28 protein-coding genes are annotated in these 26081 nt (G+C 41.7%); 15 read left to right on the forward strand and 13 right to left on the reverse strand.

Annotated features, from left to right (window positions below; all coding sequences use genetic code 11):
* Nucleotides 1-160: 160 nt before the first annotated feature.
* The 3 genes from NRI27_RS10950 (at nucleotide 161) to NRI27_RS10960 (ending at nucleotide 4130) form a co-directional block, all read left to right on the forward strand.
* On the forward strand, nucleotides 161-1831 hold the full coding sequence (locus NRI27_RS10950; RefSeq protein ID WP_371390716.1) for an ABC1 kinase family protein: 1671 nt from the start codon (nucleotides 161-163) through the stop codon (nucleotides 1829-1831).
* 117 nt (nucleotides 1832-1948) lie between these two features.
* Nucleotides 1949-3622: a ribonuclease J gene (locus NRI27_RS10955; RefSeq protein WP_371390717.1), complete on the forward strand. Its 1674-nt coding sequence runs from the start codon at nucleotides 1949-1951 to the stop codon at nucleotides 3620-3622.
* A 136-nt stretch (nucleotides 3623-3758) separates the two neighbouring features.
* Nucleotides 3759-4130 carry a cytochrome-c oxidase gene (locus NRI27_RS10960; RefSeq protein ID WP_371390718.1) on the forward strand — a complete coding sequence of 124 codons (372 nt, stop codon included), beginning with the start codon at nucleotides 3759-3761 and terminating at the stop codon, nucleotides 4128-4130.
* A 71-nt stretch (nucleotides 4131-4201) separates the two neighbouring features.
* Here NRI27_RS10960 and NRI27_RS10965 read toward each other — a convergent pair whose 3' ends face one another.
* Together NRI27_RS10965 and NRI27_RS10970 are read right to left on the reverse strand one after the other, a co-directional pair.
* On the reverse strand, nucleotides 4202-4747 hold the full coding sequence (locus NRI27_RS10965) for a GNAT family N-acetyltransferase (protein WP_371390719.1): 546 nt from the start codon (nucleotides 4745-4747) through the stop codon (nucleotides 4202-4204).
* Between the two features lie 29 nt (nucleotides 4748-4776).
* A complete protein-coding gene (locus NRI27_RS10970) occupies nucleotides 4777-5658 on the reverse strand; it encodes a LysR family transcriptional regulator (protein WP_317943318.1) in 882 nt (293 codons plus the stop codon).
* Between the two features lie 108 nt (nucleotides 5659-5766).
* Between NRI27_RS10970 and NRI27_RS10975 the strand changes: the two genes are divergently transcribed.
* The gene (locus NRI27_RS10975) at nucleotides 5767-6960 is read left to right on the forward strand and encodes a coenzyme F420-0:L-glutamate ligase (RefSeq protein ID WP_317943316.1); all 1194 of its coding nucleotides are present in this window, start codon (nucleotides 5767-5769) and stop codon (nucleotides 6958-6960) included.
* 230 nt (nucleotides 6961-7190) lie between these two features.
* Here the strand turns inward: NRI27_RS10975 and NRI27_RS10980 are convergent, their stop codons facing one another.
* The 5 genes from NRI27_RS10980 to NRI27_RS11000 form a co-directional block, all read right to left on the reverse strand.
* Nucleotides 7191-7901, reverse strand: a complete 711-nt coding sequence (locus NRI27_RS10980; RefSeq protein WP_371390720.1) for a GNAT family N-acetyltransferase — start codon at nucleotides 7899-7901, stop codon at nucleotides 7191-7193.
* 184 nt (nucleotides 7902-8085) lie between these two features.
* A complete protein-coding gene (locus NRI27_RS10985; protein ID WP_371390721.1) occupies nucleotides 8086-8913 on the reverse strand; it encodes a MetQ/NlpA family ABC transporter substrate-binding protein in 828 nt (275 codons plus the stop codon).
* A gap of 14 nt (nucleotides 8914-8927) precedes the next feature.
* A complete protein-coding gene (locus NRI27_RS10990) occupies nucleotides 8928-9590 on the reverse strand; it encodes a methionine ABC transporter permease (RefSeq protein ID WP_371390722.1) in 663 nt (220 codons plus the stop codon).
* Nucleotides 9583-10332 carry a methionine ABC transporter ATP-binding protein gene (locus tag NRI27_RS10995; protein WP_371390723.1) on the reverse strand — a complete coding sequence of 250 codons (750 nt, stop codon included), beginning with the start codon at nucleotides 10330-10332 and terminating at the stop codon, nucleotides 9583-9585. Before NRI27_RS10995 ends, NRI27_RS10990 begins: the two co-directional genes overlap by 8 nt.
* 189 nt (nucleotides 10333-10521) lie before the next feature.
* Nucleotides 10522-11463: a Gfo/Idh/MocA family protein gene (locus tag NRI27_RS11000; RefSeq protein WP_371390724.1), complete on the reverse strand. Its 942-nt coding sequence runs from the start codon at nucleotides 11461-11463 to the stop codon at nucleotides 10522-10524.
* Between the two features lie 140 nt (nucleotides 11464-11603).
* On the opposite strand from NRI27_RS11000, the gene NRI27_RS11005 reads away from it, so the two are divergent.
* Nucleotides 11604-12098, forward strand: coding sequence for a DUF1648 domain-containing protein (locus NRI27_RS11005; RefSeq protein ID WP_371390725.1), 495 nt, complete (start codon nucleotides 11604-11606; stop codon nucleotides 12096-12098).
* A gap of 54 nt (nucleotides 12099-12152) precedes the next feature.
* Here the strand turns inward: NRI27_RS11005 and NRI27_RS11010 are convergent, their stop codons facing one another.
* Nucleotides 12153-13703 (reverse strand): methyl-accepting chemotaxis protein, encoded by a 1551-nt coding sequence (locus NRI27_RS11010; RefSeq protein ID WP_371390726.1) that lies wholly within the window; start codon nucleotides 13701-13703, stop codon nucleotides 12153-12155.
* A 183-nt stretch (nucleotides 13704-13886) separates the two neighbouring features.
* Nucleotides 13887-14279, reverse strand: a complete 393-nt coding sequence (locus tag NRI27_RS11015) for a PDC sensor domain-containing protein (RefSeq protein ID WP_371390727.1) — start codon at nucleotides 14277-14279, stop codon at nucleotides 13887-13889.
* A 409-nt stretch (nucleotides 14280-14688) separates the two neighbouring features.
* Here NRI27_RS11015 and NRI27_RS11020 point away from each other — a divergent pair, with 409 nt between their 5' ends.
* Both NRI27_RS11020 and NRI27_RS11025 read left to right on the forward strand, forming a co-directional pair.
* Nucleotides 14689-15288, forward strand: coding sequence for a hypothetical protein (locus NRI27_RS11020; RefSeq protein ID WP_371390728.1), 600 nt, complete (start codon nucleotides 14689-14691; stop codon nucleotides 15286-15288).
* 171 nt (nucleotides 15289-15459) lie between these two features.
* A complete protein-coding gene (locus NRI27_RS11025; RefSeq protein WP_317943302.1) occupies nucleotides 15460-15810 on the forward strand; it encodes a carboxymuconolactone decarboxylase family protein in 351 nt (116 codons plus the stop codon).
* Between the two features lie 71 nt (nucleotides 15811-15881).
* Here the strand turns inward: NRI27_RS11025 and NRI27_RS11030 are convergent, their stop codons facing one another.
* Nucleotides 15882-16220, reverse strand: coding sequence for a DUF378 domain-containing protein (locus NRI27_RS11030; RefSeq protein WP_317943300.1), 339 nt, complete (start codon nucleotides 16218-16220; stop codon nucleotides 15882-15884).
* A 322-nt stretch (nucleotides 16221-16542) separates the two neighbouring features.
* On the opposite strand from NRI27_RS11030, the gene ytvA reads away from it, so the two are divergent.
* Nucleotides 16543-17325 carry a YtvA family blue-light photoreceptor gene (ytvA, locus tag NRI27_RS11035; protein WP_371390729.1) on the forward strand — a complete coding sequence of 261 codons (783 nt, stop codon included), beginning with the start codon at nucleotides 16543-16545 and terminating at the stop codon, nucleotides 17323-17325.
* Nucleotides 17326-17358: 33 nt separating this feature from the next.
* Complete coding sequence (locus NRI27_RS11040; protein ID WP_371390730.1) at nucleotides 17359-18033, forward strand: YjjG family noncanonical pyrimidine nucleotidase; 675 nt, start codon at nucleotides 17359-17361, stop codon at nucleotides 18031-18033.
* Between the two features lie 51 nt (nucleotides 18034-18084).
* Here the strand turns inward: NRI27_RS11040 and splB are convergent, their stop codons facing one another.
* A complete protein-coding gene (splB, locus tag NRI27_RS11045; RefSeq protein WP_371390731.1) occupies nucleotides 18085-19113 on the reverse strand; it encodes a spore photoproduct lyase in 1029 nt (342 codons plus the stop codon).
* Nucleotides 19114-19683: 570 nt separating this feature from the next.
* On the opposite strand from splB, the gene NRI27_RS11050 reads away from it, so the two are divergent.
* Complete coding sequence (locus NRI27_RS11050) at nucleotides 19684-20439, forward strand: MerR family transcriptional regulator (RefSeq protein ID WP_371390732.1); 756 nt, start codon at nucleotides 19684-19686, stop codon at nucleotides 20437-20439.
* 221 nt (nucleotides 20440-20660) lie between these two features.
* Nucleotides 20661-21062, forward strand: coding sequence for a DUF3159 domain-containing protein (locus NRI27_RS11055; RefSeq protein ID WP_371390733.1), 402 nt, complete (start codon nucleotides 20661-20663; stop codon nucleotides 21060-21062).
* A gap of 62 nt (nucleotides 21063-21124) precedes the next feature.
* Here NRI27_RS11055 and NRI27_RS11060 read toward each other — a convergent pair whose 3' ends face one another.
* Entirely contained in the window at nucleotides 21125-21679 is a 555-nt protein-coding gene (locus tag NRI27_RS11060) for a helix-turn-helix domain-containing protein (protein ID WP_371390734.1), read from the reverse strand.
* Nucleotides 21680-21790: 111 nt separating this feature from the next.
* Between NRI27_RS11060 and NRI27_RS11065 the strand changes: the two genes are divergently transcribed.
* Nucleotides 21791-22375, forward strand: a complete 585-nt coding sequence (locus tag NRI27_RS11065; RefSeq protein ID WP_317945215.1) for a LysE family transporter — start codon at nucleotides 21791-21793, stop codon at nucleotides 22373-22375.
* Nucleotides 22376-22865: 490 nt separating this feature from the next.
* The gene (locus NRI27_RS11070) at nucleotides 22866-23399 is read left to right on the forward strand and encodes an ECF transporter S component (protein WP_371390735.1); all 534 of its coding nucleotides are present in this window, start codon (nucleotides 22866-22868) and stop codon (nucleotides 23397-23399) included.
* Between the two features lie 20 nt (nucleotides 23400-23419).
* On the opposite strand, the gene NRI27_RS11075 is transcribed toward NRI27_RS11070, so the two are convergent.
* Nucleotides 23420-23746 (reverse strand): DUF3784 domain-containing protein, encoded by a 327-nt coding sequence (locus NRI27_RS11075; RefSeq protein ID WP_371390736.1) that lies wholly within the window; start codon nucleotides 23744-23746, stop codon nucleotides 23420-23422.
* Nucleotides 23747-23925: 179 nt separating this feature from the next.
* Here NRI27_RS11075 and NRI27_RS11080 point away from each other — a divergent pair, with 179 nt between their 5' ends.
* Both NRI27_RS11080 and NRI27_RS11085 read left to right on the forward strand, forming a co-directional pair.
* Nucleotides 23926-24489, forward strand: coding sequence for a DUF4358 domain-containing protein (locus NRI27_RS11080; RefSeq protein WP_371390737.1), 564 nt, complete (start codon nucleotides 23926-23928; stop codon nucleotides 24487-24489).
* Between the two features lie 172 nt (nucleotides 24490-24661).
* Nucleotides 24662-26074: an MBOAT family O-acyltransferase gene (locus tag NRI27_RS11085; protein WP_371390738.1), complete on the forward strand. Its 1413-nt coding sequence runs from the start codon at nucleotides 24662-24664 to the stop codon at nucleotides 26072-26074.
* The last annotated feature ends 7 nt before the right edge of the window (nucleotides 26075-26081 follow it).

Consider the following 26081-nt stretch of genomic DNA (forward strand, 5'->3'; position numbering starts at 1 on the left):
GAAATCATCTCCAATTCCAAATCTACTAACTAGTATATCGTTTTACACAATAATCGCAAACAATTTTGTAAATTATTGAGAACACTAATTACGTGGCTAACTTTCTAGGAAAAGGGTATGTAAGAATTACAAAAAGATTATGGTGTGCAAGAGGAGAGGAATGTCAGTGTATAAACTAAAAATGCGGCATACGCGAAGGTTTCAAGAAATCATTAACACATTTTTACGTCACGGGCTTAGCCATGTGTTATTCCGCCTCGGCCTCACTTCTCGCAAGTCATCTAAAGCGGATGCCGGCGGGATGAACATGCAAGATGTCGGGGTAAAACTCCGTCATGCATTACAAGATTTAGGACCGACTTTCATTAAACTCGGACAAGTTGCGAGCTCACGCCGAGATTTAGTGCCGGAGGAAATTGCGAAGGAACTCGAGAAATTGCAAGATCATGTCTCCACTGTACCTTTTGAAACGATAAAAGCGATCTTGGAAGAGGAGCTGGACGGTCAGCTAGACCAGTTTTTCATGCATGTTGATGAAGAGCCGTTAGCTGCAGCATCCATCGGGCAAGTGCACGTTGCTCAACTCCATTCTGGAGAACAAGTTGCAGTAAAAGTTCAACGTCCAAACATTGAAACGAATGTCGAAAAAGATCTATCCATAATACGGGATATTGCATCGTATTTAGAAGAGAATACGACATGGGCAAGCACGTACAGACTTTGTGATTTGTTTGATGAATTTTCACGATCGATGCGGGAAGAGCTGGATTATCGTGTGGAAGGAAGAAATTGTGAGCGAATTGGAAAGCAGTTTGAAGACTGTACAACGGTTTATATTCCAAATGTCTTATGGGAGTACTCTACAGAAAAAGTGTTATCGATGGAAATGGTTACAGGCATTAAAGCAAACCATTTTTCCTCGTTGGACGAAGCGGGTTATGATCGAAAATTGATTGCCGGACGCATTGTAAACTCCATGTTCCATCAAATATTAGAAGAGGGATTTTTCCACGGAGATCCACACCCTGGAAATATTCATATCCTACCGGGCAACGTCGTCTCTTATTTAGATTTTGGGATGGTTGGCCGAATTTCGGATGACATGAAATATCATTTTGCCTCTTTGCTCATTGATTTACGGAAAGGGCATACAAAAGGGTTAATTAAAACGTTTACTGCAATGGGCATCTTAACAGATGACACAGATATGCGATTATTTACACGCGACGTGGAAGATTTGCAAAGTCGCTATTATGAGGTCGCATTAAACGAGATTAGTTTAGGCAATATCTTTATGGAATTGTTCAAAGTCGCTTATCGTCATCATATTCAAGTACCGATGGAATTAACAATCTTATCAAAAGCCATCCTTACGCTTGAAGGGCTCATTACGAAGTTGGATCCTGAGTTGAGTATTATGAAAGCGATTGAACCGTATGGCAAAAAGCTCGTAATGGAACGCTATGATCCACGAAACGTATTGAAAAAGTCGTGGAACGAAACGGTGGAGAACCTTGAAATCCTCTCCCAACTGCCAAAGGATTTCAAAGCCATCGCAACAACTGTACGTAAAGGAAAGCTGCAATTGGATATTAACGTCCAACAAGCGCAGATTTTTCTACGCAGACTCGATCGAATCAGCAACCGACTCTCATTTAGTATCATCCTTTTATCATTCAGCATACTCATGGTAGGGCTCATCGTCGGCGCATCCATCGCCGGCCAAACGAACATGCTATGGCGCTTTCCCATCATCGAAGTCGGCTCCATCGTCGCCTCTCTCATGTTCCTCTACCTCATCATCACCATCTTCAAATCTGGTAGAATGTAGGTGCCAGTCCCCCAAACAATTTGGAATTGTTTCGGGGACTGGCACCGTATTTTTTTGCCATTTTTGCGCACCCTATGGATAGTTTTTTATCGTACATATCTTATAGGAGGGGTTCCATTGAATGATGCAGGAAGTAAGTTATCCGTTTTTTCCTTAGGAGGCATTAACGAGATTGGGAAGAACATGTATGTGTTGCAGTATGGGGAGGATATGATTGTCATTGATTGTGGGTCTTCGTTTCCTGATGAAAATTTGCTAGGCGTCGACTTGATCATCCAAGACATCTCGTATTTACTAGAAAATCAGGACAAAGTGCGTGCACTCGTTGTTACGCATGGCCACGAGGATCACATTGGCGGTATCCCATATTTCTTAAAGCAATTGAATGTACCGATTTATGCAACACGGCTGACGCTTGGTTTAATTGAGTTAAAATTAAAAGAGCATGGCCTCCTTCGAGGTACGGAGTTGAACTTAATTCACCCTGACGAGGCGATTGAACTAGGCAGCATTCGCACCTCGTTCTTCAGAGCCAGTCATAGTATACCCGACTGTGTCGGGATTGCATTCGAAACTCCAGAAGGAATTGTTGTCCATACCGGTGACTTTAAATTCGATTTGACGCCAGTTAATGAAGAATATGCGGATCTTCATAAAATGGCGGACATCGGGAAAAAAGGTGTGCTGCTTTTATTGTCAGAGAGCACGAATGCCGAGAGACCAGGATTTACACAGTCCGAACGTGTCGTTGGAGACAACATCGCAGACGCGTTCCGGAAAGCAACCGGGAAAATCTTCATCTCCACTTTCGCATCAAACGTCCACCGCATCCAGCAAATCATTGACGCAGCACAGATGACGAATCGCCATGTTGCGCTGCTTGGCCGAAGCATGGTCAATGTCGTTTCCGTTGCGGAGGAACTTGGATACGTCCACCTACCTGAAGGGATGCTCATAGATGCACAACAAGTGAATGTGTTGGAACCCGAAAAGGTCGTCATCATTTGTACAGGTAGCCAAGGAGAGCCTATGGCAGCCCTCTCCCGGTTATCGACGAACACATTCCGCCAAGTGTCCGTCCTGCCTGGCGATACAGTCATTCTTGCGTCCAGTCCGATACCAGGCAATGAAAAGAGTGTTTCACGCATTGTCGATAATTTGTTTCAACTCGGTGCTACAGTCATTTATGGTTCCGGTAGCGCATCCGGCATGCACGTTTCAGGACACGCATTCCAAGAGGAACTGAAACTCATGCTTACGTTAATGAAACCGACATACTTCATCCCGATTCATGGTGAATATCGCATGTTGCAACTCCACAAAAAGTTAGCAGAATCGGTCGGTGTGGACGGTAAAAATATTTTTATCTTAAACAACGGTGATGTCGTCGATATTCAGAACGGGGTTGCTAGCCAGACAAGGCGCGTCGATGCAGGAAGTGTATTTGTAGATGGATTGGGCATCGGTGACGTAGGAAAAGTCGTCTTGCGAGATCGCAAAGTGCTCGCCGAAGAAGGCATGCTTATCATTGTGATTTCACTCAGCAAAGCAGATAACCGATTGCTGTCCGCTCCTGACACCATCTCTCGAGGATTTGTCTACGAACGTGAAGCGGAAGACTTATACAAAGAAGTAAACCAGCTTGTCGTTTCGACCATCAAAGAAGCGAAACCTTCTACGCGGTACCGTCGCAACGATTTGAAGCACGCCGTCCGGAAATCGGTTGAAAAACTCCTCTACACGCGCACAAAAAGACGCCCGATGATCATCCCCTTCATCATCGAAATCTAAGCAAAAAATGGTGCCAGTCCCCAAAACAATTTTGAATTGTTTGGGGGACTGGCACCAAAAATATGCCCCATTTGAACTAGTTGGTGTTGCATATACTACATAGATGGGATTGGTGAATCGAGAGGGGGGAGAGGTAATGGGGAAAACGTTGTTGAAGATTTCAGTTGTCTATTTCATGATTGGCATTTCGTTCGGATTATTCATGTCGTTTACGCATGTATTTAACATGGCGACGGTGCATGTTCACTTGAATTTGGTCGGCTGGGTATCTTTGGCGTTAGCAGGGATTTTCTATCATCTATATCCTAGTTTAGAAAAGTCCAGGCTGGCAAAAGCGCACTTTTGGCTTCATAACATCGGTTTGCCGGTGATGATGATAAGTATTGCGGCAGCGATTATGGGCGGCCCGCCGATATTGTTCATGTTGGCGACTGCAGGTGGTGCAATGACTGTGCTAGGTGTTCTTTGCTTTGGCATGAATGTCCTAACAGGATTAGACAGGAAGTAGTCTTTCAGTGAACAGCATGAACAGATGATGGCACACTCTCCCTTCGTCTGTTCGTGCATGTGCGAGCTGTTCTATCGATTTTGCCAATCTTCTTTGACTAAGCCAAATACATAATGATCGACGAACTTGTCCGACAGCCATTCCGCCTGTTTCAGACAGCCTTCTTTTGTAAAGCCGAGCCTTTGTGGAATGGCCATGCTCTTGTAGTTTTCTGTAGCTGTACGAATTTCAACACGATTCAACTGTAATTCTGTAAAACAATAAGCAATGACTGCTTCACAAGCTTTTGTCATAAGTCCTTTGCCTTCAAAACCTCGTCCAAGCCAGTAACCAATCGACGTCGACTTGTTGGACCAATTAATGCCGTGCAGGCCGACCACACCCGCCAGTTCCCCTTTATACCAAATGCCGGCCTCAAAACCATCATTACGTGCGAATTTCTGCATCGTTCCGGCAATAAAGCTCTTCGAATCTTCTACCGACGTTGTATAGTCAACCCACGGAAGCCATTCTCGCAAACTGTCTTTTGAAATGTCAGTCACCGTAAATAACCGATCAGCATCTCTAATTTCCAATAAACGTATCACCGTATCTTCGTCAATTTGATGTGTAAACATTTTCATACCCCTTCCCTTTTAGCTTCCTATCAACTTACCACAAGTTCCACAAATTTAGTAGAGGCGGGTGAAAGGGGCACACTTTTTAATGAACAGACCCCGATACTTCGATGCGGTATTTCTTCTTTCAACTGCACTTCATGTAGAATTCCTCTGTCTAAATACTCCTCCGTAAACTCCCTTGTGACACACGCAATCCCCATATTAATGCGCGCAAATTCTACAACGAGATCATGTGACCCCAATTCAAATTCAGGTGCAATCTTCACACCCTTTGAAAACAAAAATTCTTCGACATATTTGCGAGAATTTGAACTCGGCTCTAAAAAAATGAGGGGCAATTTTGCAAGGTCATGGAAGTCGATCGGTTTCGCAAGAAGCTTACGGTATTTATCACCATACACAAATGTGTCATGGATATCAAAACAAGGCCGTACATCCAACGTGGCATCATTAACAGGTAAATTACAAATTCCTAAATCCACTTCACCCGATTTGAGGAATGAAATCAGTACATCCGTCGTGCCATTCTCGATTTTCAGTTTAATGTTTGGGTAACGATTCCGGAATGCTTCCAGCTGTGGCAATAAAAAATACTTTGAAATCGTATCGCCCACTCCGATTCGCAGCTCGCCAGTCGTCAAGTTTTTAAATTCCGCAATTTTTTCTTCACCGATTTCGATTAAATTGATCGCAGAATTAACATACTCCAACAGAAGGCTTCCTTCCGTTGTCGGTGTCACACCTTTTGGCGTCCGGTTAAATAGACGTGTTTCCAATTCCCGCTCAAGCTGCATGACCGCCTGACTAACTGCCGGTTGCGTCATAAATAGCGCTTTTGCGGCTTTTGAAAAGCTTTCATTTTTCCCAACGACACTGAAAACCCTATATAAATCCAGTTTACTTACCATATAAGCACCCCTTATACCCATTATTAGAAGTATTAATTTTACTTATACCATGTAAAGAGCGTATAGTACAAGTAGTTAGTGAATAAAAAAGCGTTAGGAGCGATTCATGTGGAAAGAGTAGTTGGAACGGTTGTCAGAGGTCTTCGTTGCCCAATTATCAATAAAGGGGACAATATTGAAGAAATCGTTGTAGACAGCGTATTAAAAGCTTCAGAAGTTGAAGGCATTACAATTAATGACAGAGATATCGTGACCGTCACTGAATCCATCGTTGCACGCGCTCAAGGAAATTACGCAACAATTGATCATATAGCAAAAGATGTTCAATCGAAATTTGGCGAAGATACAATTGGTGTCATTTTCCCAATCTTAAGCCGAAATCGTTTTGCGATCTGTCTGCGCGGAATCGCGAAAGGCGCAGCAAAGAAAATTGTCTTAATGCTAAGCTACCCATCCGATGAAGTCGGCAATCACTTAGTAGATATTGATACACTTGACGAAAAAGGCGTTAACCCTTGGACAGATGTGTTGAATGAACAACAATTCCGCGAGCACTTCGGTTACAATAAACATACATTTACAGGTGTTGATTACATCGACTACTATAAATCCATCATTGAAGAGTATGGCGTTGAATGTGAAGTCATCTTCTCCAATAATGCGAAAACGATTTTAGATTATACGAACAACGTACTTACATGTGACATCCATACACGTTTCAGAACGAAGCGCATTCTAAAAGCAAATGGCGGCGAAAAAATCTACAGCCTTGACAACATTCTTTCTGAATCTGTTGACGGCAGTGGATATAACGAAGCGTATGGCTTACTCGGTTCAAACAAAGCAACAGAAGATAGCGTCAAACTTTTCCCGCACAACTGCCAACCGGTTGTTGACAAGATCCAAGCGATGTTGCAAGAAAAAACGGGTAAAACTGTGGAAGTTATGATTTACGGTGATGGCGCGTTCAAAGACCCTGTAGGTAAAATTTGGGAACTTGCGGATCCAGTCGTTTCTCCAGCTTATACAGCAGGTCTTGACGGTACGCCAAATGAAATCAAGCTGAAATACTTGGCAGATAACAACTTCGCTGATCTCCGTGGCGACGATTTGAAGAAAGCGATTAATGATTTCATCCAAAACAAAGAGGAAGACCTTGTAGGTGCGATGGAAGCTCAAGGGACAACTCCTCGTAAACTGACTGACCTTATCGGTTCTCTTTCCGATTTGACATCAGGTAGTGGTGATAAAGGAACACCAATCGTGTTCATTCAAGGCTATTTTGATAACTATACGAAGTAATTGAGTAGGAGCTGTCCGGAAAGTCAGTAGCAACTGATTTTCTGCGACAGCTTCTTTTTGCTTTGGCGATTTGTGCGGGTTTTATTGGCTGGAGTGGACGATTGGGTGTGATGACATGCTTTGAATATGGAGGTGCCACTTTGGTCGTGGGAAAGTGAAAGTACTCCATGACATTCGAAAACCAATTCCAATTTCAATTCAGATTATCGACTAAACTTAGTCTTCTACCATTAACGATCTATCCGGTAAATTCCTTTCCGATCTCGTAACACGCAACCATTCTGTTCAAAAATCCGAATCATCGGTTCATTTGCTTCATCTGTACTGCCAACATAAGTCGTTGCGCCGATCTCCTTCAATAACTGAAGTGACATGCGATGAAATGCTCTCCCATATCCTTTTCCTCTCCATTCGGGTACAACTCCGAAGTAAAATAGACGTCCTTCATCCACAGTGCCATGTTCAATCACCGGGATACTCAAACCAATCGGTTCACCTGATTTTTGGAAAATAAAACAAGTTGTTCTCCATTCTCGACCGAGTTCGTTCTCAAGTGATTCCATTACCTGTTCAATAGTAAATAAGTTGTTTTTGTTCGCAGATCCACTGCGACAACGTTCATATAAATGTGCAAATTGCGCATCATTCATTTCCGCATTCACTAATGCCTTTACAACAATTCCACTATCGACTGAAAAAGAACTGTTGATCTCCCTCGTATACTCAACAATCGTAGAAACTTTACTAAACCCACGAGCTAACAACCAGTCTTCAAAGGTGGGATCCATCAGTAGCGATAGATAACCGACGTTCTGTTCTCTCCATTGATGAAGCAATTGTTCAAAGGCAGCACGATAACTTTCCTCCGTACACCCTTCTTTTCTCACCTGATCCACAAGCCAATACTCTTTCTCCTTTTTAATCACACTTAATAAGTTCACTTGCACATTCCCCCTCAAGATGTTGTTACTCTTCCAACCAGCTCACTGAGTAATACATATTTGTGCCCTATCCTAAATCTTGTTACGTTGACTAGCTTCACCTTATCATAATTTACGAGGAAGCCTCCAACGTAAAAAAGCCATTCCCTGTTGTAAACACAACTGGAATGGCTCTTCATATTTTTTATTCAAACGCCGGAATGGCTGTTTCATCATAATTCTCTTCTAGAAACTTGCGTACTTCAGGACTAGTCATTGCTTCCGCTAACTTTTGAATCGGTTCCCAGTCTTTATTATCTTCGCGTGCAATTAACGTAATCGCGAAGTCGTTTTCAACACCTTCTGTAAGAAGCGCATCACTTTTTGGCGTCAATCCTAGCGGAGCAGCATAAGCTGGTGTCATGATGACAGCATCTGCGTCATCGTACATGCGGGCAAGCATCAGCAAATCTACTTCTTCGAACGTATAGTTTTTTGGATTGTCCGTAATGTCCGCTTTTGTATAATAGGTATCCGTTTTCTCTTTTAACGTAATGACACCTTGTTGCGCTAACAACGCCAAAGAACGATCGATATTCGAAACGTCATTTGCCATTGCAATGACAGCACCTTCAGGAAGTTCATCCATGGAAGAATAGTCTTTTGCATACACACCGTAATTTGCAAAATAGATTGGTGTAATCGGGACGAGATTCGCATCGTTGTTACGGTTGAATTCTTCCATGTACGGTACGTGTTGGAAGAAGTTCGCGTCCACTTCTTTAGCGGCTAACGCAGTGTTCGGCTGCACATTATCGCCAAGAACGACCATTTCGAGGTCAATGCCTTCTTCAGCTAATTGTGGTTTCACTAACTCAAGAATTTCTGTCATCGGTGGAATTAATGAAGCGACTTTCAATGTCACTTTTTCATCTGTACCTTCTGTTTTTGGTGCCTCATTCGTATCTTTTTCCTTGCCACAAGCTGCTAATACCAACATTAACATTGCAGCAAGCAATACTAATTTCTTCATGTCATTTCCTCCTATTATCGTTTGTCAATCCATCGTGCGACAGTCGTTCCTGTAAATTGGATACACTGCACAAGGATGACCATAATGAGTATCATATAGAGCATTAAATCCGTCTTGAATTGTTGGTAACCGTATCGAATGGCGAAGTCCCCGATTCCCCCTCCTCCAACCACTCCCATGATCGTTGAGTACGAAATGAAACTGATTGTGGACGTCGTCAATCCGAGGACAAGCCCAGAACGAGCTTCTACGAACAGAAACCGAAACACCAAATCCCGAACAGAAGCCCCCATTGAAATTGCTGCTTCCAACACACCTCTTGGCACGTCTAACAACGATTGTTCAACCAAACGTGCATAATGTGCAATCGCAATGATGGATAATGGAACCGTTGCAGCAGCTGTACCGATTGCCGTACCAATTACCATTCGCGTAAAGGGAATTAAGAACACGACTAACAATAAAAACGGGAACGAGCGAATGATATTTACAAGTAAATTCACGACTGAAAAGACGAGCTGATTCTCAAAGATTTGTCCTCTTCTACAAAAGAACAGCAACGTGCCCACTGGAAGTCCGACAAATATAGCAGCTAAAATGGACACACCAACCATTGCAAACGTCTCTCTAATCGATTGCCAAATCTCCATTTGATACTGAAGCAATATATCAGGCATGATCCCATTCACCATCCTCTGTCAGCTGCTTCACAAAGTTTTCCGGGTTATCGTCTATCAAACGAATTCCTTTAGGTTCAATAGCAAGTGAATCATACACTTTACCATCCGCCAGCACCGTCACATGGTTACAGATGCTCTTGATCACGTCCATTTCGTGACTGACCATTACAATTGTCACGCCAAATGTTTCATTGACATTCTTCAACACGCCAAGAATTTCAGCAGTCGTATTTGGATCAAGGGAAGACGTCGGTTCGTCACACAACAACACTTGTGGATAATTCGCCAATGCCCGGGCTATCGCTACACGCTGTTTTTGACCGCCACTAAGTTGCGCAGGATACTTGTCCTTGAAACTAGCCAACCCGACAAATTGCAGACACTCCATTACCCGTTCTCGACGTTGCCGCCTCGGATACTGTGCCAACCTTAATGAAACCGCCACATTTTCATAGATGGTTTTATTCGCGACTAAGTTGAAGTGCTGAAAAATCATCCCGATGGACTTGCGCGCTTCTCGCAACGCTTTCCCATTCAACTGCGTAAGCTTTTGACCGTTGACGGCTACTTCACCTGCATCAGGGATTTCCAACAAATTGATTAGCCGTAGCAAGGTCGACTTCCCCGCACCGCTCGCTCCGATAATACCATGTACTTGCCCTTTTTCAATCGTCAATGAAACAGATCGCACAGCTTGAAACGTATGAAAAGATTTGCTGACATTGTGTAAATGAATCATAAAAAAATCCCCTTTCATGAGACGAAGGGTGATAACAACGCTTTTCATTATAACGCACGGATGCTGCACTGTCATTATTGAAAATAAAAGAATCTGAAAAGGACTAGTACAGATTGATTTTCCTGTACTAGTCCTTTAATCTATCCTATAACTGTGTTAGCTATCAAGAAATGCAATCTAACAGTACCATTACGCACGTAAACATTCCAATATTTTTTGAGCTTGGTAACCGACTTCAAAATCATAAATCTCCGCTTTCTCTCCATTAACCGCCTTCACTAACTCATCAATTAGCCGACTTGGCACTGTTTCTTCTAGAGAAAGTACTTCTAGTTCTTCTCCCGTTTTCCCTCCACGTAACAGCCCCCAATTTTCAATAGAGAGAACACCCTTGGAACCGTATGCAATAAATCCAATAGATTCTTTGCCAGAAATCCGACTTAATCCCTCAATCAAAACAGGAGTACCATCCACCAATTCAGCAGTTGCAAGAATACCTGTTTCGCAGCTAATTGGGTTATCCGGGAATTCCAGTTTACTGTGGATGTTGTTCATCTCACCGAACAATTTTAGTATCTGTTGGATGTAGTGCACACCGACTTCAAGGACAAAACCGCCTTGCTCTCGCTCACCAACCCAGTCATTTTGCTGCCAAGCACGCGGCCACTGTGGAAAGTTCATCGTCAGCTGCACCCGACGCAACTTGCCAATATACCCTTCGCCTAGTAGTTCAGCGAATTTCGTGGCGGCCTGGCCGTAATTTAATGGGAAGTTCATCGCGTATACAATACCTGCTTCTTTCGCCGCTCGCGCCATCTCTTCTGCCTCTTCCAATGAATTCGCTAATGGCTTCTCACAAAGCACGTGTTTCTTGGCTTGCAGAGCATGCATCACAATTGCATGGTGAAATTTTGGAGGAACCGCCACATAAACAAGCTCAACATTTCCATCTGCAATTAAGTGCTGATAATCTGTGTAAAACTGTACATCTCCAAGTCTTTCGGCCGTTTGCTTCGCTAGTACTTCCGATACATCACATACAGCTGTAATGGATACCGCACGATGTTCCTCGAATTGCGAAAGGAGACGCTGACCAATCGCCCCTAAACCAATGATGCCGATCTTTAACATGCTGATTCCCCCTTTCTTTCTATCGTACTATAAGAGAAAGTAGAAGACATAGTGCGAATGGATTCTTCACATATGAACTGAGTAGGCTTGCTTTATCGTATAATTAGGATTAATACTACTAGTAAAGGAGGTCGAACACATTGAACAAGCGCCCAAAGCTAAACATTCCAAAAACCAGATTTGAGAAGCTATTTGACCTTGTAGCGACACTTGTTTTCCTCGCTTGGATTGGTTACTTACTTTTTGTTTGGGGGCAATTGCCTGATGAAGTGCCTGCTCATTATGACGGTGCTGGGGTTGTGGATCGGTGGGGTTCGAAATGGGAATTACTTTTACTTCCAATAATTGCATGTTTATTAACCGTATTTTTAGCGTTTCTAGAAAAACACCCTGAGTGGCATAACTATCTGAACTTGACTGAGACGAACATCAAGTTTCAATACAAAAATTCACGCATGCTGCTAAACGTCATTAAGAATGAAGCCCTTTTATTTTTTGCATATATTAGTTTCCAATCCATTCAAGTAGCTCTCGGCAAAGCATCGTCTCTCGGATTTGCTTTCTTGCCGATCTACCTCGGTATTCTTTTTGGCTCAATGGCTTTCTTCATTGTACGTTCTGTGAAAAATAAATAACAAGCAGAGGTCGGTGCCTTATAGGACCCTCTCTGCTTGTTACTTTAAGCTTTTTTAGTTGGGCTCATCCGTTCCTTTTAACGTGAACCGATCCACGACTTGTTGCAATTTCACAGCAATTTGGGTCATGCTTTGTACAGAGTCTGCTACCCTTTCTAATTCCTGTTGTTGTGCAACCGAAGACGCACTTACTTGCTCAGCAGATGCTGCGGTTTCTTCGGAGACGGCTGATACATTTTGAATTGCCGCAATCGCCTTCTCCTTTTGCGCAATCATCTCTTGTAGATTGTCTGCAAGTTCTTCAATCGCCTGGCTCATTTCCTCTGTTAACGCTGCATTGCGAATGAATGATTGCTCTGTGCTTACAACCGATTCATTTTGATTTTCCATGGATTGCGTATTTTTACCAACTACATCTACAGTCACTTTAGATTGCTCTAATATCTCCTGCACGGTTTGCTGAATAGTCGTTGTTTCACGATTGGATTGCTCAGCTAGTTTTCGCACCTCTTCTGCTACGACCGCAAAACCTTTCCCATGTTCGCCAGCACGAGCAGCCTCTATGCTTGCATTGAGCGCAAGTAAGTTTGTCTGCGCTGTAATATCTTGAATGGATGTAATAATTTTATTGATCCCAGCAATTTTATCTGTCAACATATGCATTTGTGTTTCAACTTGTGCATTCAATTCGTTAGCAACACCATTCTCCGTTCGCAAACGTGAAACTTGCGCCATTCCTTCTTGTGTCGACTCAATACTTTGACGAGACAACGTATCAATATTCTCGGATAGCTCGGCAATTTTGTTAATCCGATCCGCAAGCTCACCAATTCGCATACTTGTTTCCTCAGTATCTTCGGATTGTTTCGTAGCCCCCTGCGCAATTTCTTCCGTCGCAACGGTAACTTCTTCACTCGATGCTACAATTTCCTCAAATGCATGATTCACCTGCTTTGACGAATCAGATAACTGGTGTGATGCTTGTAGCACTTCAGACAGCGCTTCATTCGTCTGTCGCAACATGAAATTATACGACTGCGTGACAGATCCGATTTCATCCAATTTCAAGCCGTTTTCATCTACCGACTCAGTTAAATCTCCTGAAGCAGCACGTTTCATCGATTGTTGAATTGTCGTGAGTGGCTTGATTTGACGATAAATGAATCCTGCAGTAACAAGTCCCATTAACACCATCATCACGAATCCTGCCCAAATAATGATTTTGACAATTGCCGAGAAAAGTGACGTCACTTCAGATCGTGGGATGACGGTTTGAACTGTCCACGTCTCTTCAAACCCTTCCAGAAAAATCGGCGCAAAAGAATTATATGCCTGCTCACCTAAGCTCTGTGAGTCCACATACATTGCAACCGATTCACCTTTCATAAGGCGGTCTTTCACTGGCTGCCAATCAATGGCATCTTTCATATTCGTACCGTTCATTTCTTTTTTAATGCTGTTTTGCAAAAGTGTACCGCTGTCTGTAATAACCGCAGCATAACCAGATTTAGGTGCAATTTTCTTTGTTAGCTCTTCGAAATAGTCCAAGGACATACTCGTTGTTAACACACCCATGAATGACCCGTCTTTTGCCAATAAAGGCACTGAGAGCATCGTGAAACTGGATGTCTTGCCATTTTCCTCGTATGTAATCGGTTCTTGGAAAAATGCTTTTTTCTCTCTTTTAGGAACTAAGTACCAATCGCCTTCTCCTTCTTGTTCATAACCAGAAGCAGGTATAATATTCGTTCCCGTCTTTGTTTTTAATAAGTATGAGGCGAATCTACCTTACGCATCAATCAACTGTTGTTGCTCAGTAGACAAATCATCCGTTGACAATACGCCTTTCTCAAAGATTGCAGCCATGCCGATCGCATTCGGATTTCCTTCCAAATTCGCATGTAACACATCAAGAATGTCTGTTGCTGTCAATTGTTCAGAAGCATTCATCGACTCCAGCACGCGCTTTGTCGTATGTAACGATTCATCTGTCTGGCGGAATTGTTCACTTAGTCTCAATGCCACCCGTTCAGCATCCGCCAATGAAATATCTTCAGCATTACGAACGGTTTCTTTATGGACAACATAACTCGTGATACTCGCGAATAAGACAAACAGTATGACAAAAACACTAATGATTAATAATGAAAGTTTAACAATGATACTTTTTGTTCTTTTCATAAAATACTACCTTCCTCCTATAATCAATACTGTTAAATTATAAATACTTATTCCTACAAAAGGAAGCGACAAGGTCCCTTGTCACACAATGCTCACAGGTGAAGAATATTCGTGTATAAAAGTATCGAGTAAGACCTGTGACACAATTCTACTTATCTAATTAGAGTGAATTGACTTTACAGGTAGAGGCCAATGTCTTAGGCCTTCAAATTTTACGTTAAAATTGTAGTTAATAGGACAATCATGCTGTTTATTGATAGCGTTGAAAACCAATAAACAGATTACACGTTTTTTACCTAGGCTCCCATTCTCTACATATCCAAAGAATAACTTTACGGTTAGGAACGATTTAATCGGGTATTGTATGTTTCAAGCTTTGAATGGAACTACTTGTTGGGATGTGAAGAAATTGTTTGGATTCGCAGATCTTGTTTCTCTCGTCATTTCAGCATTCATTATATTGCCTGTTGTCGTTTTCATACGCGAAACAGGTTATTTACTCGTGAGTTGGATTTTTGGTGTCGTGAACCCTCGTATTACCATTGGGTCAGGACCACGTATTTTTACATTAGGCATGTTCGACATTCGAAAATACTATCATTTGTATAGCTGGTTCTCTTACGATGGTATTAAAAGGAAAAGCAACTTTGCTTATATTTGTATTTTTGCTGGCCCAATACTGATGAATTTATCAATTGCACTCCTCATTAATGCTTTACTTGCAAATGGTTTTATGGAAGAAACGAAAACTTTCTGGAACCGATTTATCTTCTATTCTTTTTACTACGTACTGTTTGACGCCATTCCGATGTCTACGATTAACGGAAAGCCGAACAGCGGCATGATTATTTATGAAATGCTGCGGTACGGTAAACGAGTTGATCATAATACCGAGCCTTTCTTACCATCTACGTCACAAGTCGATGAAGAATATGAGGAAACGATGAAGCAACTTAAGGAGAAAGTGTTGGAAAAGGAAAAAGAGAAGGAAGCAGAGAAAAAACAGTAATTGCGCCGTGCTGAAATGAATAAGAAGCTGACAATTGCATTGGGCTTAAATTAGCTGTTCGTTCTTGGATTGAAGCCATTTTGAAATGAATGCACTGTTTAAATTAATTCCAATACGAGTGCATGTCTTTCCTCGGTATGCAAATACTACCCTCGAACAGGAGGAATGTATATGGAGGAAATAACGTACACAGAAGTCGTCTTGCAGGAATACAAGGTTGGAATGGGCACGTTTGCAGAGAAATTGCCGAACGTGGCGAGTACGTTCAATGCATTTACGGAAGCTTGTTTCCAAGACGGTGCTTTGTCGCAAAAACAGAAACACCTCATTGCATTAGCCATTAGTGTGTATGCGCATAACGAATATTGTACTGTCTATCACACAAAAGGTTGCTTGGATGCCGATTGCACAGAAGAAGAGATGATGGAAGCGATTGGAGTTGCTGCAGCATTAGGCGGTGGCTCGGCAATGAGTCAAGGCGTAACTGTTTGGCAAGATGCACTCGAAGATTTTACCGAGTAAATGTTGGTCGTCAAATTGAAATGTCTACACGCAAACAGCCACCTTATACGGGTGGCTGTTTTTCATACATGTTAATCGAGTTCATCCATTTGACGTTTTACTGCTTTTTTCTTTGCAGCTTCCCGCTCTTTTTTAAAGTCCGGTTCTTCCCCAAACTCTGTGCCTAAATTTGCGTTTGAATATCGGGTATGTCGATCCGACACTGTATCCACTTCTTCATTGGGCTTAAATAACAAGCCGAGACAGACTAATCCACTTAACCCAACGAGTCCATACACAATCCGAGACAACGCTGCATCTTGTCCGCCAAACAATGTAGCAACTAAGTCAAATTGAAAAAATCCAATTAAACCCCAGTTCAGTGCCCCAATGATTACTAGCGTTAATGCAATCCTGGAAAGTACACTCATGCATAATTCCTCCTTAGCTTAGATTAAAGTGTGAATCCCCTTCCTTAAGCGCATGCATCCATCAACAGCTGTTCCAAACTGAAGAAGGGCAAACGTCAACCGTTACAGGAACGATACAAGGATTCATTTTTATCTTCTGCTAAAAGCGCTTATTCATACATGTAAAGTTCATTACCATAACTTGAGAGTTTCGCTTTTATAAAAGAGATCGTTTTTTACAGTATTGTCGCAATTGAAAGTACTTTAAAGGGTATCATGTAACGGTTTTATGTGCTACGATTGGAAAAACAATACAACGTCATACTGACAGGAAGTGAATGGGATGAAATCTTTATCTGCATCGATGCAAGTTCAATTATTGGAAGCCATGCTCGATGGGAGTCATGTTGCTGCACTCGTCACCGATCCCTCTCAAGAAGACAATCCAATCATTTTTGCAAATCGTACATTTGAATCGTTAACAGGTTATACAATGGATGAAACGCTTGGCCGAAACTGTAGGTTTTTACAAGGGAAGGATACAGATCCAGCGGCAGTTAACAAGATTCGAACCGCAATACGGGAAAAGCAACCAATCTCCATTACATTAAAAAATTATAAAAAAGATGGTTCAATGTTTTGGAATCGGTTATCGATCAAACCGCTTGAAGTAGAAGGGAAATTATTCTTCATCGGTACACAAACAAATGTCACGCTAGAGCGCAACCAGAGAAATCTCATTACAGAAAAGGATCGAGAGATTGAGCAGTTAATCTTACCAATCTTAATGGTGCAAGAAGATATTGCGGCTGTGTCCTTAATTGGTAAAATGAGTAGAGAACGTTTAGCCATACTTTCAACTGGTTTAAGTGAGTTTGTGCAAGAGACACAAGTGGACCACATTATTTTGGACATTACAGGCATTCGGTGGGATGATAAATCACCACTCACAACGTTCGAACCTATTCGAAATGTCCTGCAGTTGATGGGTACCCAATTGTCTCTAACAGGTGTTTCACCTAACGTCGCACAATCTTTGACTGCATTAGGTGAATCAACGAAGCGATTAGTCACCTATCCAAACATACACCACGCCATTAAGAGTATTCATAAGAGAAGAGGCTAAGCTTCAGTTTTTAGTAGTCGGGAGATGTTTTGAATGAAATATGATGTTTATTTATTTGACTTGGATGACACGTTAATGGATTTTGCAGAAACGGAGAAGTTTGCATTTACGAATGTATTTGCTGCAAATGGCTTTCCAAACGGTTTAGCGGATTACCGAGACAGTTACCGCGCAATCAGTACCGTTCTTTGGGAAGACTTGGAGCAAGGACGTACAACACTAGCTGACTTGAAGACAGAGCGTTTCAAACGGTTATTTCTTCAGCACAGCATTGAATTGGACGCAACTGCTTTTGGACAAGCGTATCTCGAAAACCTTGGGAAAGAAGTGCATGTGATTGAAGGCGTTGAGGACATGCTTGCTAGATTAGGTGACGCCCGAGTTGCTGTTGTCACAAACGGTTTCAATGATGTTCAGCTAGCCCGTATAGCTGCTTCGCCACTTAACAAAACGTTTGAAGCCATTTTCACTTCAGAAAAAATCGGCTTTCAAAAACCACAAGCAGAAATCTTTCAACATGTTTTTCAAGCGCTCCAACTGACAGACAAATCCCGCGTACTCATGATCGGCGATTCCCTTTCATCAGACATTCTTGGCGGCAATCATTTCGGCATCGATACTTGTTGGTACAACCCACACCGAAAAACGAACAACACCACTGCCAAGCCTACATACGAAATCCACCATTGGGATGAATTTACTTTTTGAAGGGGACAGGCACTCGAACAATTCGCAATTGTTTGGGTGCCTGTCACCTTTTTATGTGAAGTATTCAATTTTCGCTTTTGGGAAATACTTTTCGACATAGCCAAATAAGTGTTCTTTTATTTCATCTTCTTCATTTTTTTGATAAATGTACTTACCAATTCCATACTTGCCCCATTTATAGCGTCGTTTTTCTTCATCCAATTCCAACTTGGTCTTTGGATAGTTCTTTTCAATAACCCTCTTGGCAGGCTTTGTAAACCGGTGTTGAATGAATTCAAACGTAATGTCTTCACGGACATCCTCAGGCAATTCTTCATCCAGTCGCTCGAACAAGTGTCGATATCCCTCTTCCCAACTGTCATGAAGGTAAATTGGTGCAACAATAAAACCAAGTGGATAGCCCGCTCTCGCCACTTTCCCAGCCGCCTCGATGCGTTTCGCTAAAGGCGACGTCCCTGGTTCAAAATTTTTAATGACATAATCAGCGTTCACACTGAATCGAAAACGCGTATGGCCGTTATGTTTGGCATCGAGCAAATGGTCAACGAAGTGAAATTTCGTTACAAAACGAAGTCTCCCTAATTCTGTTTGTCCAATATGTTCAATCGCTCGTTTTAATGAATGGGTTAAATGGTCGATTCCGACAATATCAGATGTACAAGCTGCTTCAAACCGTGTGATTTCCGGCGCACGCTCTTCGATGTACCGATCGGCCGCTTCAAAGATATCCTCTATGTTTACATACGTCCGGATATACGGTTTCGTGCCCATCGTCGTTTGCAAATAACAATAATGGCAATGCCCCATGCATCCCGTCGCAAGTGGAATGGCATACTCCGCCGAAGGCTTTGACGTATCAAATTTTAACGTCTTACGCAGTCCGACAACTAACGTCGACTTCGCAATCCTGTACTTTTGCGCATCCGTCTCCCCAGGCAAATCCCGAATTTGGTTATGCGACGTCGTAAAACGTGTTTCAATCCCCATCTTCTCAAACTTTTCCTTCAGTTCCTTCCCAAGTGGATAATCAAGCGCATTCGGCTCAAAATAAACTAACTGCGGCACAAACGGCTTATTCATCTCGTCCGCTACCCACTACACATTTCTCCATACACTCACCTTTTCCTTTTTACATAGCTTGCCTTAAACAAATAAAATTATGAGGAATTTTAAATGCATGATGGGCAAAATGGTTATCACCGCTTGTTGACCTGTTATCACCGCTCAGACAGAGTTTATCACCGCTTATCGTCCTGTTATCACCGCTTAACACAAGTTTATCACCACTTACCCATTTACTAGGAGATAAAACGGGTCACTCGCTGCGCATTCATGAGCTTGCGATATGTTATCACCGATTTTGGACTGGTTATCACCGACTCTAACGTAGTTATCACCGACTTTGGGCACTTTATCACCGATTCTCCGTTCGTTATCACCGATTCGAAGCACTTTATCACCGTTTCGCCAAAATCAATCCAATTCAGCCTTCACGATTCAGAATTTTTTAGGGGACAGGCACCAAAACAATTTAGAATTGTTTTGGTGCCTGTCCCCTGTTTTATTCTCTATTTTCAAATAAGTGTTGCCCCTTACGTTACGGTAGGTTCTATAATGGGAGTAGGATAAGGAGTTGAGGAGAGTATGCATTTGATCGGTAAAGTAGCTACGATGAGTAATATTTCTATTCGTACGCTCCGTTATTATGATGAAATTGGTTTGTTGCCTGCAAAAAAGAACACGCACGGGCATCGCTTTTATAACGATGAAGACATTTCAAAACTTCACTATATATTGACTTTGCGCAACTTAGGTCTACCGCTAACGGAAATACAATTAGCGGTATCTAACAATACGTGGAACGTCAAAGATGTACTCACAATGCGCTTGCAAATGATCGAATTGGAAAAGAAACAATTGATGGCAATGGAAAAATCCATTCAATCATTATTAGCTCTTGCAGAAATTGAACGACATACTGATTGGCCCTCCATCTTTGAGTCGTTTTATACGTTTCCAAACAGTAAAGACGCCATGAAAACACTTTGGGCAGAACAATTTACCGATGAAGAAGTAGCAGCATTGACTGAACTTCCGAATTTAGGTGGATTAGGCGATCAATCCGATGCTACTCTTTCATTACTCAAAGACGTTCGTGCAAATTTACACAACGATCCATCCTCTGCAATGGCTCAAGACTTGGCAAAACGATGGCTTTCACTTGTCGACGAGATGTATCAAGGAAATACAACACTTGCCAATAAAGTATGGCAAGCCAGTCAACATGAGAAGACAGTTGGCTTCTACCAGTTTGAAGAAGAACTTGTGAAGTTTATTGAACAAAAGCGATCCAACATTATTATGAAACAGAGGCTAACGAGCTATGAAGAAATTAATACTGTTTGATATTCTCTTCTATACAGTACTTCCACTGTTATTTTGGCAATATGGCCGCGAACCTTTTGGAGACTATTATGCGATGCTGCTTTCGACCGTTCCAGGACTCATTTATACAATCTATCGTTTTATAAATGAACGGCAATTTAACATAGCAGGTGTTTTCATCATTTTTTTCGCTATTTTTAAGCACGACTGTCAATCTAGTATCCGGAAATGCAGAACAACTTTTGTGGAATCAAGTTTTTCTTGGATACGGATATGCAGTTGTTTATGGACTTTCTGTTTTATTTCAAAAACCATTTGCGCTCTATTTTGCGGTAGACTTCATGTATTTGCAGGGATATCCACGTGAAAATAGCAAATCTTTATTTAAAACTAAGGGAATATTTATGTGGTATCAGCTTTTAACCGCTTTACTATGTCTCCGGAGCATCTTTCAAAGTTCCTTAAAAGCTTGTCTATTAAATGCATATGGAGTTGAGGGTTATGGAAAAATGTTGATTTACTTGAAAATAAGTGGATGGGTTTTCGGTGGATTAATTACTGTTGGCTATTTCTTTATCGGTTCCATTGTGAAGCGCTATGTACAGAATCACATTGGTGGGAGTCGCCCATCATTACAAAGGTAGGCCTAAATAAATAATAGACAGTTCCACATGATGGCTCTGTCTACTGTTCAATAGAAAACTCATCAGGCTGGATAATAAATCGTCATATTCATCCGCGCTAATCGAGTTCCTTCGTTTGTATATATATGGGGTCTGTCTGCCTTAAATCGGATAGAATCCCCATTTTTTATTGTATACACTTCTTCATTTACAGAAATAGTTACTTCACCTTCAAACACTGTTATGAATTCCTCAGTACCCTCTTTATGTGGATCTGAAACGACTCTTCCTCCTGTCTCAATCTCCACAAAATACAGCTCAAAGCGAGTTTCATCCTGAAATGGAAACGTAGGATATACCCGATACCGTCCGTCGTCGACTGACAAGTGTTGGATTTCTTCTCGCAACACAACTTTCGCTTCAGGCTGTGGGTCATTGATGAGAGTTGTGAAAGACGTCTTTAAACCATTCGCGATTTTCCAAATGGTCGTAAGGGTCGGGCTGGACTCTCCTCTTTCAATCTGGCCAATCATTGTTTTACTTACTCCACTTAACTCAGAGACCTTTTCCAAACTTAATTTTTCTTTCTCGCGAATAGCCTTTAAATTTCTTGCAAGCGTCCGATGAAGTTCCTCCATGCTTCATCACTCCTTCCCTATGTACAATATAACGTTCTTTGTGTACACTATAAAGAATTACGTTATAAAACACAAACCGAGCGTTATAACGTCTATTAAGGAGGGGTGACCATGTCCTATCTATCGTTTTTACTATTTGTTTTTGTTGCCAGCTTCACACCAGGTCCGAACAATATTATGGCGATGGCCTTTGCTAATCAGTACGGATTAAAGAAAACGACTACCTTTTCTTTTGGCGTTGGTTTCGGCTTTTTTATTATCACCTTAACATGCATTTCATTTAATCTCTTTCTAACCAACCTTCTCCCAGCCATTCAACTGCCTTTAACAATTTTGGGCGTTGGATACATGCTGTATTTGGCTTATAAAATTCTGACGAGCAAAGATGGAGAAAGTAAAACTTCTAAAAATGACAGAAACCTTTTCCTCATCGGCATGTTCTTGCAATTTGTGAATCCAAAAGGAATTTTATATGGACTCACAGTTGTTTCTACTTTCATTTTGCCGAATTACACGTCTTTGTTTAGCTACATTACTGCATCGTTATTTCTTGGCATGGTAGGTGTAGCGAGTACGTTTTGTTGGAGTCTATTTGGATCGATTCTGGAAAACTATATTCGTCGTTACAGAAAGGCATTTAATATACTGATGGCTGTTTTACTCGTTTATAGTGCGCTGTCGATTATTTGGAGTTAAGTATTTAGAAAATCTTTGTACCAGGTCGATTTTCAACATGAATTTATACCATGCATTCATTTCCTGGGAGATAAAAACAGCTCGCCGACGGTCCACTCAAAAGCTTGCGATATGTTATCACCGATTTCAGACTGGTTATCACCGATTCTAACGACGTTATCACCGACTTTGGGCACTTTATCACCGATTCGAAGCACTTTATCACCGTTTCGCCAAAATCGAACGAATTCAGCTTTCGCTAATAAAGAATACGTACCCAGTTAAATGCGCTAAACATCTGCAAGCAACTAAAATTTTCAAATTTAACAGTTATCAAGCTGGTACAATTCAGAATTTTTCAGGGGACAGGCACCGAAACAATTCAGAATCGTCCGGGTGCCTGTCCCTTTCATCTGACCTCTATGTTTTGTTGTGATTTGGCACTTTTGCTAGTGTCAGTTGTTTGGTACTGTTAGCATAACAACTTTCACATATGAGGAGGCCAGCGGTTATGCAAAAAGCGACTACAATTACAAACGCCCGGACGTTTGATTTGATTTTGTCATCTATGCTCATTGCACTTGTCTTTGTTGCTACACTTCTATTGAACATTAAATTACCGATTTCGGTAAACGGGGGACTCGTTCATCTTGGAACAGCGATGCTTTTTATCGTCTCTATATTATTTGGTCCGAAAAAAGGGGCTATCGCCGGGGCTGTAGGAATGGGATTGTTCGATTTAGTTTCTGGATATGCAATCTGGGCACCAATTAGCTTTGTCGCGCGTGGGATTCAAGGGTATCTTATAGGGAAAATTGCTTGGATGAACGGACGAAACGGCAATAGCTTTCGCTTCAATTTATTAGCAACCATCGCCTCTACCCCGCTAATGATGGCAGGTTATTATTTGTGGGAAGCCGTTATTTTCAAAAGCTGGGTCATTCCACTCACATCAATTCCAGGTGACCTCGTACAAACCGTTGTCGGAATACTCATTGCGCTTCCCGTCTGTGTTTTACTGAAAAAAACTCCATTCTTCAAATAAAAAGAGAGAGCGCTTATTCATCAAGTGCTCTCTCTTTTAAATCTATTCCCCGTATTCCCATATACGATTGTAAAAACTACAACACTAACAAATAGTAAAATCCCTGTTACGAGTAGGATCATATTTTGAAATAAATCACCCAACACGATCATGAGCAAACAAAAACACAAGCTATACATCATCTTCCCCATGAATTTACATAAAGATACTTCATCATATTTTTCCTTTTCTCGAGCTGGCATTGTATTATACCCAGCAATTAAAAAAGCTCCTTTTCCTGACGAGAAAATGATACCGAAAATTAAAAATAAGAAAAAGACACTAAGGCTAATTATAATACTGGGCAAGCCATACACCTCCTCTTTTTCCTCAATCCGTACATAGTAGTAAGTATTATCTTAATTAGACCATGTAACCACGTTTACTTTCCAGTTGCTTACGTAAATTATCTAATCCCTGTAACCTTTCTCCATCCTCACACGACCAATGACATGTAACAACAATTGATTTCAGGAGGAAACACATCATGGGAAAATTGAAAGTAGTACTATTATTTGCGCTCGTACTTGTGCTTGCTGCAGGTTGTTCGCAAAAAAACGATGCTGAAAAACCGGAAGAAGTGAACGTATCCTTTGACGAAGTGACAACTTCCATTAAAGAGGCCATCGCAAAAGACTTGAAAGAAGATGGTGGCGTAGAGGAAGAAGTACTTGTCGATGGCAAGCTTACATATTACATGGAAACAGATTTGACGGCTTCCACGGATGATGCAGGTGTAGCAATCTGGCTTGAGAAAATGAACCTTTACCAAGAAAAATTAGCGAACGGCCTCGTCATTGCGGCGATGATGAATGTCAATGCTGACGAAGTGATCGTATTGGAAGCAAAAGATGAAGCAGATGTAGAAGCATTAAAAGCTTCACTTGAAAAAGAACTGGAAAACCAAGACCAAACGTGGAAGCAATACTTGCCGGAGCAATATGAAAAAGTAAAAGAGAACATCATTACAACAAAAGGGAAGTACTTACTGTATGTAACGTACACGAATCCTGAAAAAGTTGAAGAGGCTTTTAACAGCAAGTTCAACTAATCGATGGGATCGAAGACTACAATAAATGAACAATGCTTACCCTATTCATTGTAAGCTACTTAACACGAATGCAGTGAGTGTTTGCTCCGCAAAGAGAAGTGCTCAACCCGTCTCAGACTGTCATTACCTACTTGCAGTCTGAGACACTTTTTACATATCAGGAGATGTTGTCATGGTTTTCAGCAGTTTAACGTTCCTATTCTTTTTCCTTCCACTCGCACTGATTCTATATTTTAGCTGTCCGAAGAAAATGAAAAACCTTGTGTTGCTCGCAGTCAGTTTGTTCTTTTATGCGTGGGGCGAACCGATTTACATCTTACTCATGATCTTTTCCGCGACGGTCGATTATTTTCATGGGCTTCTCATCCATAAATACCGAATACGACGTACGGGAATCGCAAAGGCAGCACTCGTTTCTTCCTTACTCGTTAACATTGGAATTCTCTCCTTTTTTAAATATGCGGACTTTCTAGTAGAAAACGTCAACGCTTTTTTCGGTTCTGCTATCCAGCCGTTTGACTTGCCTTTACCAATTGGCATCTCTTTCTATACGTTTCAGACAATGTCGTATTCCATTGACGTCTATCGGGGAAAAGTGCAACCACAGCGAAATTCACTTACGCTAGCCTTATACGTATCGTTGTTCCCGCAACTGATTGCGGGTCCAATCGTCCGATACGAAACAATTGAAAAGGAACTTGCCAATCGGACATTCCAACTAGCCCAATTCGCAGATGGCGTTAAATTGTTCATTATCGGACTCGGCAAAAAGGTGCTCATTGCTAATACGATTGGCGAGCTATGGTTCACAATCCAACAGCAAGACATTGACCAGCTGTCCACATCCACTGCTTGGTTAGGCATCGTGGCGTTCTCATTCCAAATCTTTTTCGATTTTAGTGGCTACTCCGATATGGCAAGAGGGCTTGGCAAAATGTTCGGGTTCAACTTCCCGGAAAACTTTAATTACCCGTACATCTCGAAAAGCGTAACAGAGTTTTGGAGACGTTGGCATATGACACTCGGCTCCTGGTTTCGGGACTATGTTTATTTCCCGCTAGGCGGCAGTCGAAAAGGAACATGGACGACAATCCGAAATTTACTTATTGTGTGGGGAATTACCGGGTTATGGCATGGAGCGAGCTGGAATTTCGTCTTATGGGGACTCTATTTCGGGATTTTGATTGGCATTGAGAAATTAGGTTGGCTAAACGTCTTAAGCAAGCTGCCTGCCATTTTTCAACACGTTTATTTACTGACCATCGTGTTATTCGGTTGGGTACTTTTCGTTTTTGAAGACCATGAACAGGGACTCGTCTTTGGAAAAATCCTGTTCGGGATTGACGATCAGCCGCTTTACGACACGCAGTTTCTCTATTTTCTAAGTACAAACGGCTTGCTTCTTTTACTAGCTGTCATCGCGTCAACGCCTGTATTGAAGCGAATGAATGAACGACTGAGCCGTATCTTGCCTGCATACTTATCTTCAAGCATTTCCATCAGCTCGTTCGGTATCATCTTATTTCTATCGACCGCTTACTTAGTCAATGACAGTTATAACCCGTTTTTGTACTTCCGTTTTTAGGGCAAAA

The sequence above is a fragment of the Sporosarcina sp. OR05 genome (assembly GCF_041414805.1).
Taxonomy (GTDB): Bacteria; Bacillota; Bacilli; order Bacillales_A; family Planococcaceae; genus Sporosarcina; species Sporosarcina saromensis.